Source organism: Bacteroidota bacterium (assembly GCA_016722565.1).
Taxonomy (GTDB): Bacteria; Bacteroidota; Bacteroidia; order 2-12-FULL-35-15; family 2-12-FULL-35-15; genus 2-12-FULL-35-15.
On sequence record JADKIU010000001.1, the window covers coordinates 343512 to 357885 of the forward strand.

11 protein-coding genes are annotated in these 14374 nt (G+C 37.2%); 8 read left to right on the forward strand and 3 right to left on the reverse strand.

Features of this window, described 5'->3' with window-relative positions; genetic code table 11:
- Nucleotides 1-55: 55 nt before the first annotated feature.
- The gene (locus IPP64_01330; protein ID MBL0328077.1) at nt 56-1312 is read right to left on the reverse strand and encodes a c-type cytochrome; all 1257 of its coding nucleotides are present in this window, start codon (nt 1310-1312) and stop codon (nt 56-58) included.
- Nucleotides 1313-1705: 393 nt separating this feature from the next.
- Between IPP64_01330 and IPP64_01335 the strand changes: the two genes are divergently transcribed.
- The 8 genes from IPP64_01335 to IPP64_01370 all read left to right on the forward strand — a co-directional run bounded on the left by IPP64_01335 (nt 1706) and on the right by IPP64_01370 (nt 10033).
- Nucleotides 1706-2071 carry an SPOR domain-containing protein gene (locus tag IPP64_01335; GenBank protein MBL0328078.1) on the forward strand — a complete coding sequence of 122 codons (366 nt, stop codon included), beginning with the start codon at nt 1706-1708 and terminating at the stop codon, nt 2069-2071.
- A gap of 152 nt (nt 2072-2223) precedes the next feature.
- Nucleotides 2224-4098, forward strand: coding sequence for a T9SS type A sorting domain-containing protein (locus tag IPP64_01340; protein ID MBL0328079.1), 1875 nt, complete (start codon nt 2224-2226; stop codon nt 4096-4098).
- 95 nt (nt 4099-4193) lie between these two features.
- On the forward strand, nt 4194-4619 hold the full coding sequence (locus tag IPP64_01345; protein MBL0328080.1) for a hypothetical protein: 426 nt from the start codon (nt 4194-4196) through the stop codon (nt 4617-4619).
- 195 nt (nt 4620-4814) lie between these two features.
- Nucleotides 4815-5336, forward strand: coding sequence for a hypothetical protein (locus IPP64_01350; protein ID MBL0328081.1), 522 nt, complete (start codon nt 4815-4817; stop codon nt 5334-5336).
- A 197-nt stretch (nt 5337-5533) separates the two neighbouring features.
- Nucleotides 5534-5968, forward strand: a complete 435-nt coding sequence (locus IPP64_01355; GenBank protein ID MBL0328082.1) for a hypothetical protein — start codon at nt 5534-5536, stop codon at nt 5966-5968.
- A 51-nt stretch (nt 5969-6019) separates the two neighbouring features.
- Nucleotides 6020-7666 (forward strand): T9SS type A sorting domain-containing protein, encoded by a 1647-nt coding sequence (locus IPP64_01360; GenBank protein MBL0328083.1) that lies wholly within the window; start codon nt 6020-6022, stop codon nt 7664-7666.
- A 104-nt stretch (nt 7667-7770) separates the two neighbouring features.
- Entirely contained in the window at nt 7771-9435 is a 1665-nt protein-coding gene (locus IPP64_01365; GenBank protein MBL0328084.1) for a T9SS type A sorting domain-containing protein, read from the forward strand.
- A 22-nt stretch (nt 9436-9457) separates the two neighbouring features.
- Nucleotides 9458-10033: a PepSY domain-containing protein gene (locus IPP64_01370; GenBank protein MBL0328085.1), complete on the forward strand. Its 576-nt coding sequence runs from the start codon at nt 9458-9460 to the stop codon at nt 10031-10033.
- A 100-nt stretch (nt 10034-10133) separates the two neighbouring features.
- Here IPP64_01370 and infB read toward each other — a convergent pair whose 3' ends face one another.
- A complete protein-coding gene (gene infB, locus IPP64_01375; GenBank protein ID MBL0328086.1) occupies nt 10134-12989 on the reverse strand; it encodes a translation initiation factor IF-2 in 2856 nt (951 codons plus the stop codon).
- 132 nt (nt 12990-13121) lie between these two features.
- Complete coding sequence (gene nusA, locus IPP64_01380; GenBank protein MBL0328087.1) at nt 13122-14372, reverse strand: transcription termination/antitermination protein NusA; 1251 nt, start codon at nt 14370-14372, stop codon at nt 13122-13124.
- Between the last annotated feature and the right edge of the window lie 2 nt (nt 14373-14374).

A 14374-nucleotide genomic window follows, 5' to 3' on the forward strand; every position in this document is an offset into this window, starting at 1 on the left:
TAAAAACTAAATTCTAATTTGTTTGTCATCCACCTGATTGCTCAAGCTGCGATGATTAGTAGTGACATTTACCGCACTCAATTCCACCCATTTTATCAACTGTGAATTTACGTTGATCCAAAGGAAGGTTTTTGAATTTTTCAGCTAATTTTTTGTGTAAACTTTCGTAGTAAGGATTGTCTTTCATTCCCGGTACTTCAGTCTTTCTGTGGCAATCAATACACCAAGCCATTGTTAACGGTTGTACTTGTTTTGCAGTGGTCATTGTTGTTAAATCACCATGGCACGTTGCACAATCTTGTTTACCAACTTTAACGTGTTGTTGATGGCTGAAGAATACGAAATCTTGGAGATTGTGAACTTTCACCCATTGTACCGGTTTTTGTGGTTTGTTATAAGCACCAGCTTCTGGATCCCATCCGGCTGCATCATAGATTTTTGCAATTTCTTCTGTTCCGCCAGGTAATTTTCCTTTTGAAATTCCTTTGTGACAGTTCATACAAACATTCACAGTTGGGATACCAGCTGTTTTACTTCTTTCCACTCCAGAGTGACAGTATTGGCAATTGATTGCATTGTCACCAGCGTGAATTTTATGAGAGAAAGCAATTGGTTGTTCAGGGTTGTAAACAGTTTTTGCTTCAGGGTCTGCGTAAACTCCGATTTCTTTTAACGCATACCATCCTGCAGAAAGTAATCCACCAACGATAAGTAAAATAACAACACCAGTAGTTGTTTTATTCGCGCGTGTCCAGTTTTTAAACTCTGTCCAAGCACCCACTTTTTCTTCTTCAGGAAGACCAAGTTTTTCGTTTTGTAAGTTTTTCAACGAGTAACGAACACCACGTAAAACAGCAACGATGATGATTAAGAAAGCAATGATTCCTAACAACAATGCTAATGGATTTTCGCCATCGTCAGTAGGTTCTCCGGAAGGACCTTCAGCCGCTGTTGGTGCAGCTGCTACAGGCTCTTTATAATCTTTAATATAAGTGATTACCGATTTAATTTCGTCATCACTTAAGTTGGTGAAGGTCGTCATCGCAGATGCATCAAATGCACTGATTTTAACGGCATAGGCATCACCACTTTTGATTAATGCATCGTTGTTTTTGATCCACTTCAATAACCATTCTTCAGCAGGAGCCGGAACACGTGTAAACACGCCTTTTAACCCCGGACCGGTAACTTTATTCGTACCCATACTGTGACAAACCGCACAGTTTTGCTTGAATATTTTTTCGCCATCTTGGGCGGAAACGGGGTTAATACTTAGAAAGAATGATAAAAATAGGAGGGAAAAAATTGCCAAAAAGTGTTTTTTTGACTGCTTACAAATTGTATCCATATTGATTTTTAACTATTTAACTCCGTTGAAAACCTCTACTATTAGAGAGCGTACTATTACTTGAGCGACAAATTTATAAGAAACATTAATTGGCGATTCAAAAAACGTTAAAATTTTATAAAAAACACATAATTTATATTCATTCTAAATAAGGCAGCTCGCGTTTTTGTTTTTTTTGAAAAAATTAGTCCTTGAAAAAGGATAATTCGTCAATATTTTAAAGTTGCTTGTCGACTGATTTTTTTCAATTTTTGGTGTGATTTTAGATAAACACAAATTAAAAATTTATCTTTGTCAACATGAATGATATTAAAGTATGTTTTTTGTGTTTTATTGATGTGTTTTACAAGTTCTTTTTTGCTTGCACAGAAAAGTAGTGCGGATACCGGAAAGATAGAATTGGTGCAGGAATACAAGGTGAAGGAGCTGGTGAGCAAACACATCGAAGTGAATACAAAAGCACCGATAAAAGGCTATCGAATTAAGATACATTTCGGTTCGGATAAAAATAAAGCGAAAGAAATAAAAGCAAAATTTATTTCTAAATTTCCTGAAATTGCTGCTTATGAAAAATATGATCAACCGAATTTCAATATTCGGGTAGGCGATTTTAGAACAAAACTAGAAGCGTATAAGGCGCTGAAAGAAATTCAAGTTGAATTCCCATCTTCTTTTTTGGTGCAGGATGAAATTGAAATGCCAAAGCTGCTTGAAAAAAAGTAGTGTTTGGCTTTTTATTGTTTCAATTCAAATTCCTATCGATTCCTAATTTTTCTTATACTTTTTTTTGGAATTTTAATTTCCCATTCCTATATTAGCAGAATAAATTATCTCTAAACTTTTAAATTACATTTATTAACTTAATTAATTCCCCCATGAAAAAAGCTACATTATTAGTGTCTAGCTTGTTTGTTGTGAGTGCAGTATGTGCTCAAAATGTAGCAGGTGACGACAAAGTGGAAATGATGAAACTGGAAAGTTTTGGTATTTCAAAACCACTGAGTGAAATTGCTAATATGGCATCTGAAGTAGATGACAATATAGAAGAAAAAACAGAGTCGAAAGACCGTGAAAAAAGAAGAGTACAAACCTTTGTTTATTCTGAAGAGAAAGACGGAGCAGCTTATGGAACTGACCCTTCAACAACACAAAAAACAGCCGGAACAAGAACTCCAATGCCTCCTATTGCTAACTGGCAAGGACAAACAGGTGGTGGATGTCCTCCAGATCCATCTGGAGCAGCTGGTCCAAATCACTATATTCAAGCAGTAAATGCAACACCTGTTAAAGTTTACAACAAAACAGGTACTACATTGTTGACCATTTCTAACATGGGTAACCTTTGGAGCCCTACAGTTCCAAATATGGGAGATCCAATTGTTATGTACGATCGTTACGCGGATCGTTGGTTCTTAAGCCAATTTGGTTCAGGTAACAAAGTGTATATCGCAATTTCTACTTCTCCGGATCCATTAGGAACATGGTATACTTATACTTACACTGCTGGAAGTTTCCCTGATTACTTGAAATTTTCTATCTGGTGGGATGGTTATTATATGACAGCAAACTATGGTGGAAAAATCATGGTATTTGAAAGAGATAAAATGTTATTGGGTTTAACAGCAAGAGGTTTTGAGAAAACTTTTTCTCCAACACTTCCTTCTGGTTTCTTCTGCCCAATGCCAGCTGATGCTGACGGTGGATTACCTCCAAATGGTACACCATTGCCAGTAATGCAATATACTGATAACGCTTGGGGTGGTGGAGCAACAGATGCGGTTAAAATTTTCCCATTCACTGTAAACTGGGTGCCTGCAACTCCAACTGCAACAGTAGGAACAACTGTAACAATTCCAACTGCAGCATTTGATGCATCTTACGATCCAAGCTGGAATGATATCTGGACTCCTGGAACAACTTCCAAATTAGATGGTATTGGCGGGATTCTTCAATACCGTGTTCAATGGAGAAAATGGACAGGATACAACACTGCTGTATTAACTTGGGGTGTTAAAATGAATGCAACAAGTAAGTTGCGCAGTATCAAATGGGTTGAATTGCGTCAAAATCAAACTACCGGTGTTTGGTCATTGTATCAAGAAGGAACATATGCTCCTGCTGATGGTTCAAACCGTTGGTTACAAAGTATTGCAATGGATGATAACGGAAGTATTGGTTTAGCGTATTGTATTTCTGCTTCTACTACTGCTTCACCTACGCAAGGTGCATTAGCGAATATTTCTCCTAGTTTACGTTATACCGGTCGTTTAGCTTCTGATCCATTGGGAACAATGTCTTTTGCTGAAACAACTGCTATTGCAGGTTCAGGAACAGGTATTTGCGGTGGTTCTAACCGTTGGGGTGATTACGCACAATTAGCGTTGGATCCAGACGGACTTACTTTCTGGTACACAGGAACATATGCTGTAACAAGCACTAGAACTCGTATCTACTCATTCCAATTACCAATGACACCAACAGGCGTTGCTGATGCGTCAAATGATCCTACGTTTACTACTTTCCAAATGGAAAGCATGATTAACTTGTCTGCTTCTAAATTGCCATCGAACGATGAAATGGTAGTTGACTTGTTCGATATCAATGGTAAACAAATCAATGGTAAAAAAGTTACTCCGAATGGAAATTCGTTTGAAACAACAATCAATGTTTCCGGTTTAGCTACTGGAACCTACTTAGTGAGAGTTGGTAATCCAAACTTCCAAAGAGTAGTTAAAGTATTTGTAAAATAAGAGTTTAATTATCCTATAAAGCACTCGTGCAGAGCCATTCCTCTTTTGGAATGGGATTTGCACGAGTGTTTTGCTTAAAACCAATACTAATTATTATGAAATCGATTTTATTAATTTTAGCAGTAGTTATTTCTTCAGCTACAGTAACAAGTTGTAAATCTAAAAAAGCTGCTACAGCAACAACTTCTGGTTCATCAGCATCATCAACCGGCTCTAATGGTTCAACGGCTACTACAACAATGGAAACAACAAATACTACAGCATCAGGAACCAATCAAGGGGCGCATGCAGGAAAAGTATCACACAAGTACCGTGCAACCGGTTGCGAAACAGTTATTGTGATTATGGCGCATGATGATGTAGCTGAAATAACACTTATTCCTAAAGATAAATTGAATAAAGACATTGATGTGGATGGTCAAACAATCACGTTTGATTACCAACCTTTGAAAATGCCACAACCAGCAGGTTGTACTGTTGGTATTCCAGCTGAGATTTCAAATATTACTAAGTTGAAATAGATAACAAATAATCAAAAAAATAGTCCCCGTGAATGGGACTATTTTTTTTACTGTATTTTTCTTGTTTTTCTGAAAACAAAAAATGATATTTGGTAAAATATTAATGATTATTAATTCCCCCCTATTTAATCATTAGGACAATATTTTTTTACAATAATTCATTTTCAGTAATTGAAAAAAATCGGGATCATATTTTTGTTGTCAATTTTTTTATTCAACACCGTTGGGTATTTCTTGGTTTTTGTTGCTCAAAAAAAACAAATCAAAAAAGAAATCCGTGCTCAAATAAATTCTGGTTATTTGAATGAATCCTTAACGGCCATTCTAACTTTCAGCAAATTGGAATTGAATAAAGTGGAGTTTATGGATGAAGGGAAAGAGATTCGCCACAACGGAAAAATGTATGATATTGTAAAATACACAGAAACAGAAACAACAATCAGTTACTATTGTATTGACGACTCGAAAGAAAACTCGATTTTATCATACTTAGATAACCACGTTAAATCTCACGTTGGTGGTGGCAAGCCGGTCAAAGATGGCAAATCTAATAGCATGAAGGATAATGTTATTAAGGTTTATTTTTCTACTGAAAATAATTTCTATTTTATGCAAAATGAAACAACAGTGAATTTCTTTCCTGTTGAAACATTTTGCTTGTCTTCAAAAAAGAAAAAAGACATTCACCCCCGCCTGAATTCTGTTAACATTATTTGAATTGGACTCTTGTTATTAATAATAAGACTCCCCGATAACCCAAATAAGGTTAGCGGGATTCTTGTATATTATCCTTTGCTATAATTATTTGGCACAAGGCACCTGCTGCGTTTAGTCGGGGGGCTGAGCGCAGTAAGGGTCTTTTTAAAAATTCATCCAATTAAAATTTCTAAATATACTTTTTTCAAAAATCAACTATGAAAACAAAAATCATTGTTTCGTTTCTGCTTTTTTCACTATTGACAATCGCATGCCATAAAAAATCGGCTCCTCCATCTGCTAATCTGGGAGAAAAAGCTATGGAAGTAACTGTGGATGCAAGTGCTGATATGTCTGCTACGGGTGCCGCATATAGTGTTGAGAACATCCTAATAAAAGGCGATGTGCTTTCTGTTTTTATCAGTCATTCGGGCGGATGCAAGGACCATACATTTGAACTTATCTCAAATGGGATGTATGCAAAATCAATGCCTCCTCAGTTGTCGTTGTGTCTGAAGCATACTAATAATGAAGACATGTGCAAAAAATTAATTCTAAAAGAATTAAAATTTAACATCAGTAAAATAAAATACCAAGGAAGCAAATCGCTGCTTGTAAAGCTTGGTGACAAAAGCGTGAATTACGAATATTAAAGCAATCTCTAAACTAAAAAATACTTATTACTAATCTAAACCCCAATCAAAATGAAAAAAATAATTACTCTATGTTATACCATTCTCTTGTCGGCAACGTTCGCGTTTGCGCAAGATAATTCTAGTATAATTCCATACAGTTTTGAACATTCGATAAATGCAACTGTTCCGGAAATTGTAATGCCTGCTCATGATTTTTCAGCAGATATAGCTTATGCAGAAACTTTTGAAAAGGAGGGAAATTATCCTCTCTTTGCAAAACACTTTGAAGTAAACACAACATGTTATAATTCGGGTGTGTGGACAGAATTAGGAAACGGTGATCGTGTTTGGCGTTTGAAATTAAAATCTGCAGGAGCACTTTCAAGTGCATTGTTCTTCGATAATACATTTATTCCAGAAGGAGCAACTATGTCGGTTTATTCACCGGATCACGCTCACGTGTTCAACTACACATACGAGAACAATCAAGGAAATATGTTGATGTCAACGGAGTTCATTCAAGGCGAAGAACAGATCATAGAATACTTTGAACCTTTAAATGTAAAGGGACAAGGGAAAATACACATCACCGAAATGTCACATCAATACAGAAGTATTATGGCAGATCCATGTGAAGTGAATGTTGTTTGCACACCTGAAGGTACCAATTGGGTGGATGAGAAAAAAGGAGTTGTAAGAATTTATGTTGTAGGACCGAGTGGAGCTGGATATTGTTCAGGAAGTTTAATCAACAATACTGCTCTTGATTGCAAAAGATATATTTTAACCGCTTTGCATTGCGGAGTTAGTTCAACAGCAACACACTTTAACAGCTGGGTGTTCCGCTTCAATTTCGAAGCAACATTGTGTACAGGACAACCAGACACCTATGGAACTACTACAAACCAGTTCACTGGTTGTACAAAAATTTCTGATTCTGGTGACGGAGGAGGAAGTACAGGATCCGATTTTTTATTGGTTGAAATGACTTCAACATCAAGTCCCACTTGGTGGAGTGGAGTGTATTGGAATGGCTGGACAAGATCTACTGCAGCTCCTACAGGTGGGGGCGTTGGAATCCATCATCCTGCTGGCTCAAATAAAAAAATATCAGCATATACAGCTACTCCAACATCAACGAGTTGGGGAGGATCTGTTGCTAATACACATTGGCAAATGTCATGGGTTGCTACAACAAACGGACACGGAGTTACTGAAGGCGGTTCATCTGGATCTCCTTTGTTTAATAGCGTAGGATTAATTGTTGGGACACTAACAGGTGGTAGCTCATACTGTAGCCCAGCTTCTGCTTTGGACGACCCAGATGCTTATGGTAAAATGTCTTACCACTGGTTATCAAACGGAACAGCTGCTAACAGAAGATTATTGCCTTGGTTGGATCCTTCAAGCACAGGAGTTACAACTTTAGCAGGAGGATATTCTCCTTGTACAGCTACAGGAATTGTTGATTATGGTGAAAATACAGATGTGTCTGTTTATCCAAATCCTAATGATGGAAGCTTTAATGTAATTCTTGATTTTCCCAAATCAACAGATGTTACAATCAGTGTCTTGAATGTGATTGGACAAACATTGTCTTCTAAAAAAATCAGTAATACAATGAGTGGAACATTTGCAATTGATATTACAAATGAAGAAAGTGGAATTTATTTTGTTGAAATAAAAACAAATGATTCACGGGTTGTGAAAAAATAAATGTGATAAAATAATTTTTTTATAATGACAAGTGTTCAACTCTTTGAGCGCTTGTCATTATCTCTTAAAATCTCTCAGTATAAATTATTACTAATTCAATTAAAATGAAAAAATGTTTACTATCAGCACTAATGTTATCTACAGCTTTGTTCTTTAACACGGCAAGTGCTCAATACAGTCAAGGTGGAACACCTTACAGCTTTAATTCAAACATTACCAAACAAGCGGTTAATTATGTGAACATGCCCGCGTTTGATCTTTCTGCTCTACAGGCAGAAGATGCAATCAACGATCAAAGTAAAGGCCCCTTTCGATTTGGATATAATCACATGGTGAATTTGAATTTAAACAATTCGGGTTCTTGGACAACACTTGCAAATGGCGATAGGTTGTGGCAAATGGGTGTAACATCTGTTGGTGCAAAAACAATCAATCTTGCTTTCGATGATTTTTTTATGCCAGAAGGCGGGAAGTTGTTTGTTTACAATGCTGCTAAAACATTTGTAATTGGTGCAATCACCAATCACAACAATCAGGAAGATAAACAATTTGCTACCGACTTAATTCCCGGTGAAGCAATTGTTCTTGAATATTACGAACCGGCTAATGTTATTGGTCAGGGAAAAATAAACATCTTCCGTGTAACTCATGGTTATAGAGGAGTGGATGATTATGTAAGAAATTTTACAGGCGAAGAATATGAAAAAACATTTGGTGCTTCAGGTTCTTGTCAGGTGAATGTGAACTGTCCGTTTGGAACAGGTTGGTCAAACCAAAAACGTTCGGTAGTTTGTTTAGTGTCGGGTGGAAGTGAATTTTGTACAGGTGCGTTAGTGAACGATGTACCATTGGATAAAAAACCATACGTGTTAACAGCAAATCATTGCGGTTCATCTGGATTTGGTTCATGGGTATTTCGTTTTAATTGGGAAGCGCCAGGTTGTTCTGATCCTGGAACATCCCCTTCAACTGCGCAATCTTTAACAGGAAGTATAAGAAGATCTTTTAGTGCTGCGTCAGATTTTTGTTTGGTAGAAATTACAGGAGGTTTAATTGGAGGAACAGTTCCTACGGCTTACAATCCTTATTTTGCAGGATGGAACAATGTTAATGCTGCTTGCGATTCAGCGGTTTGTATTCACCATCCAAGCGGTGATATTAAAACAATCTCTGGATCATCTACTCCTTGTACAAGTACCGCATGGAGTGGAACACCGGCAAACAGTCATTGGTTCATTCAATGGACAACAGCTTGTACTGAACCAGGATCATCTGGTTCACCTTTGTTTGATCAGAACCATAGAATCATAGGACAATTACACGGAGGTGCTTCGGCTTGCGGAGTTCCAACCGGAAGCATGAATGATATTTATGGTAAGTTTTCTACCTCATGGTTAGGTGGAGGAACAGCTGGAACACAGTTAAAAGCGTGGTTGGATCCAGCAAATACTGGAGCAACTGTGTTAGATGGATTAGATCCTTCTCTTTCAACTGCACTTGTTTCTGTTGAGGCAACAAAGGAAATAGCAACGGTTTATCCGAATCCTAGCAATGGGAATTTCAATGTTGAATTGAAATTAATTTCATCACAAGATGTAAGCATTAAAGTAATGAATGTTTTAGGAAAAGTGGTTTCTTCAAAAGAGCTTTCTAATATTTCAAGTGGAATATATAATATTGATCTGAAAGGTGAAGCTGCAGGTGTTTATTTTGTGGAGGTGTCATCACCAACAGAAAAATTGGTTACAAAAATAAATGTGGTAAAATAATAAAAAAGAATCCCCCCATAAAATGAATGAAAGCAATGGCAGAAAAAATCAAGCAAAAGTATTACGCATTTTTAGAAAAATTCACCGGACAACAGGAGCCCTTTTATTTGTGTTCTTCTTTTTTGTTTCGGTAACCGGACTATTGTTAGGATGGAAGAAGAATTCGGGGGGTATGATCTTACCAAAATCGTATCAAGGAACTTCTACCGATCTTAAGGATTGGTTGCCCATTGATAGTTTGCATAAAAATGCATGCAGAATTTTGAATGATTCTGTTTCTCCTGATCTATCGTTAGAATTAGAGCGGATAGATATCAGAAAAGATAAAGGAATGGTAAAATTTGTTTTTGTTGATCATTTTATGGGAATTCAATTGGATGGTGCGAACGGAAAGCTTTTACATATAGAAAAAAGACGTTCCGATTTTATAGAGAACATCCACGATGGATCGATACTCGATTATTATTTTAAAACTAGTAAGGAACAAATAAAGTTGGTTTATACATCAATAATGGGATTGGCATTATTGACATTTACTATAACGGGTTTTTGGTTATGGTACGGACCAATAAGAATGCGAAAAAGCAAGAACAATTAGATTAGTTTAATACAATGATTCAGTAAAAAAGCCCCGATGAAAATTTTCATCGGGGCTTTTTTATTATCTTGATTCTTAAGTCGTATATCTTGATTCAATTTTATAGTTTCGCTTTTACTTCCACCAATTCATATCCTTCAATAATATCGCCTGGTTTAATGTCGTTGAAATTTTTGATGTTCAATCCACACTCAAATCCTTTGTTTACTTCTTTCACATCGTCTTTGAATCGTTTTAATGAACCCAATTCACCATCGTGAATTACAATGCCATCGCGGATGATACGCACCTTTGTGTTACGATTTACTTTTCCGTCTAATACAAAACATCCTGCGATCGTTCCCACTTTGGTGATGTTAAATACTTCACGAATTTCAATGTTGCAAACCACTTTCTCTTGGAATTCAGGAGCCAACATACCTTCCATAGCTGCTTGAATTTCTTCAATGGCTTTGTAGATAATTGAATATAAACGGATATCAATTTGTTCAACATCGGCAATCTTACGTGCACCAGCTGATGGTCGCACTTGGAATCCGATGATAATCGCATTGGATGCAGAAGCCAACAATACATCAGATTCAGAAATTGCACCAACAGATTTATGAATGATTTTTACTTGAACTTTTTCAGTCGATAATTTTTGCAATGAATCAGCAAGAGCTTCAACCGAACCATCCACGTCACCTTTCACAATTACATTTAATTCTTTGAAATCGCCTATCGCTAAACGTCTTCCAATCTCATCCAATGTAATGTGTTTGTTGGTACGAATACCTTGTTCACGTTGCAATTGTAAACGTTTCGCAGCGATTTCACGTGCTTCGCGTTCATCATTCATGATGTGAAACTTATCACCTGCTTGTGGGGCACCGCTTAAACCAAGCAAGGAAACCGGCATCGCTGGCCCAGCTTCTTTTACAACTTGTCCACGTTCATTGTGCAATGCTTTTACTTTTCCGCTGAAACAGCCTGCTAATACAATATCCCCAACACGTAAGGTTCCTGCTTCTACCAGAATGGTGCTCACATATCCTCTTCCTTTATCCAATTCGGATTCAATTACTGTTCCGCTTGCATTTTTATTTGGATTGGCTTTTAGGTTCAGCATTTCTGCTTCCAAGAGTACTTTTTCCAACAGTTCATCAATGTGTAATCCCTTTTTAGCAGAGATTTCCTGACATTGTACTTTTCCGCCCCATTCTTCCACAAGGATATTCATTTGTGATAATGCTTGGCGGATGTTATCGGGATTTGCTCCCGGTTTATCAATTTTATTGATGGCAATAATGATTGGAACGCCCGCAGCTTGCGCATGGTTAATTGCTTCCGTTGTTTGAGGCATTACGCTGTCATCCGCAGCAATCACAATAATGGCAACATCGGTTACTTGAGCACCACGTGCACGCATCGCTGTAAAGGCTTCGTGACCGGGAGTATCAAGGAATGTGATTGTTTTACCATTTTCTAATTTTACATTGTATGCACCAATATGCTGCGTGATACCACCGGCTTCACCTGCAATTACATTGGCTTTACGTATATAATCCAATAAGGATGTTTTACCATGATCTACGTGACCCATCACCGTTACAATAGGTGAGCGATCCAATAGTTGATCTTCTCTGTCTTCTTCTTCTTTAATCGCTTCTTGTACTTCTACAGAAACGAATTCAAGTTGGTATCCGAATTCTTCGGCAACAATGGCAATGGTTTCGGCATCCAATCGTTGATTGATGGAGACGAACATACCAAGGCTCATACAGGTAGAAATAATTTCATTTACCGAGATATCCATCATTTGCGCCAATTGGTTGGCAGAAACGAACTCGGTTACTTTAATGATTTTCTTTTCTAATTCTTGTTGATCTGCCGCTTCCTGAATACGTTCACTAGCGATATCACGCTTTGATTTACGGTGTTTCGAAGCTTTAGATTTTCCTGCACCACTTAAGCGTGCAAGTGTTTCTTTTACTTGTGCGGCAACTTGATCAGGAGTTAACTCAACTTTTGGAGCACGCGGATTAAATTTCCCTCTTGGTCCGCCCGAATTTTGAGCAGTAATAGGATATTGTTTACGCGGTGTGTCATTTGTTTTTGCAGCACCTTCTGTTCCCGGTTTTTTGTTAGGATCCCATGTATCGCCCAGTGTCGCGCCACCAAAGCTTTTCTTGATGCGTTTACGCTTTTTCTTGTTGTCAGCATTTGAAGCAGAAGAGGAGGCAACCGGATTTTTTTTGCGTTCTTCTTTCACCGGAAGCTCAATTTTACCCATGATTTTCGGGCCTTCCAGCTTTTCTACTTTTGTCTCATAAAAATCTACTTTTGCAGGTTCTTCTGTTTCAGGAGGTGTTACTTTTTCTTCTACTACAGGTTTTACTTCTTCAACAACTTCTTCTTCTGTTTGCTTTTTAGATTTTGTTGTCTTCGCTTTTCCTTTTGCTGCAGTTTTCGCTTCTTCTTCTTTTTGTTCTTCCTCTTCTTTTGCTGCTTTTGTCTTTTTAGTAGGCTTGGTTTTGCTGTTGATGGAATCCAAATCAATTTTGGAAACAACTTTTAATTTTACATCCGATTTAATTACTTCTTTTTCTTCCTCAACTTTTTCTACCGGTTTTTCAACTGGTTTTTCTTTTGCTACAGGAGTGTTCGGAATGTTTTTAATGATGATGTCTTCTTCTTCTTCCTTCTTTTTTAATTCAGGTTTTTTTGCATCCTCCAACGAAATGCTTTCTTTTTTAGCACGTGAGCTAGTGGTAACCTGCTTAGCTTCTTCTTTAGCAGCCTTTTCCGATTGATATTCTTTTGCCAGTAACGCATAATGCTCATCGGTAATTTTGGCCATAGGGTTATTCTCCACTGTGTGGCCCTTACCTTTAAGAAATTCGGTGATGGTCCCAATGCTAACATTGAGCTCTTTTGCAACCTTACTTAATCGTTGTCCTTTGTTTTCTGACATATACTTTTTTAAAATCGTTTATTAGTTAAATGGGTTAATTGGTTAAGCGGGTTAAGTAGGACAATTGGGCCAATCTAATCAACTCAATTTTTTCCTTCATTAACTTATTTACTTATTTAACCCAATCAACTTTTACTCAAATTCAGATTGTAAAATTGCTTTTACTTCTGTTACTGTTTCTTCTTCTAAATCGGTGCGTTTCACCAATTCTTCTGTAGATAATTCTAATACACTCTTAGCGGTATCGCATCCAATGTTTTTTAACTCATCTAAAATCCAGCTTTCAATTTCATCTGAAAACTCTTCTAAATCTACATCTTCTAAATCGATATCGGTATCACGGTATACATCAATTTCGTAGCCGGTTAATTTGCCCGCTAATTTGATATTGTGTCCGCCTTTTCCGATTGCTAATGATACTTGATCCGGTTTTAAGAATACTTCTGCACGTTTTGTTTCCTCATCAATTTTTACAGAGGTGATTTTTGCCGGGCTTAATGCACGTGTAATGAACAGAGATGGGTTGCTGGTGTAGTTGATTACGTCAATGTTTTCGTTACGTAATTCGCGCACGATACCATGGATACGAGAACCTTTCATACCTACACAAGCACCAACAGGGTCAATACGGTCATCGTATGACTCAACCGCAACTTTGGCTCTTTCGCCCGGTTCACGAACAATCTTTTTGATGGTAATTAATCCGTCAAATACTTCCGGAACTTCCAATTCGAACAAACGCTCAAGGAAAGCCGGTGACGTACGTGAAAGCACAATTACCGGGGAGTTGTTTTTCATATCTACGCGCGCAACAACGGCTTTTAATGTATCTCCTTTTTTAAAGAAATCAGAAGGAATTTGTTCTGTTTTAGGCAATAACAACTCGTTTCCGTCTTCATCCAAAATAAGCAATTCTTTTTTCCAGATTTGATAAACCTCTCCGGTCATGATTTCGCCTACTTTTTCTTTGTATTTTTTGTATAAACTATCTTTTTCTAATTCTAAAATTTTAGAAACCAAGTTTTGGCGAACCGCTAATACGGCACGTCTTCCAAAGTGTTCTAATTTAACTGGAGTCACTACTTCTTCTCCTAATTCCAAATCAGTATCAATCTTTTTTGCTTCAGCCAAACTGATGTGTTTTGCTTCATCGTAATCAAAACTATCCTCAGCAAATTCATCATCAACTACTTCGCGATTGTGCCAAATTTCAATATCACCACGATCAGGGTTAACGATAATGTCGAAATTATCATCAGATCCGTATTTTTTTAAAAGCATACTACGAAATACATCTTCAATGATGCTCATTAGTGTTGCTCTGTCGATGTTTTTTACTTCTTTGAATTCCGAGAACGATTCAATTAGATTAATACTTTCCATTG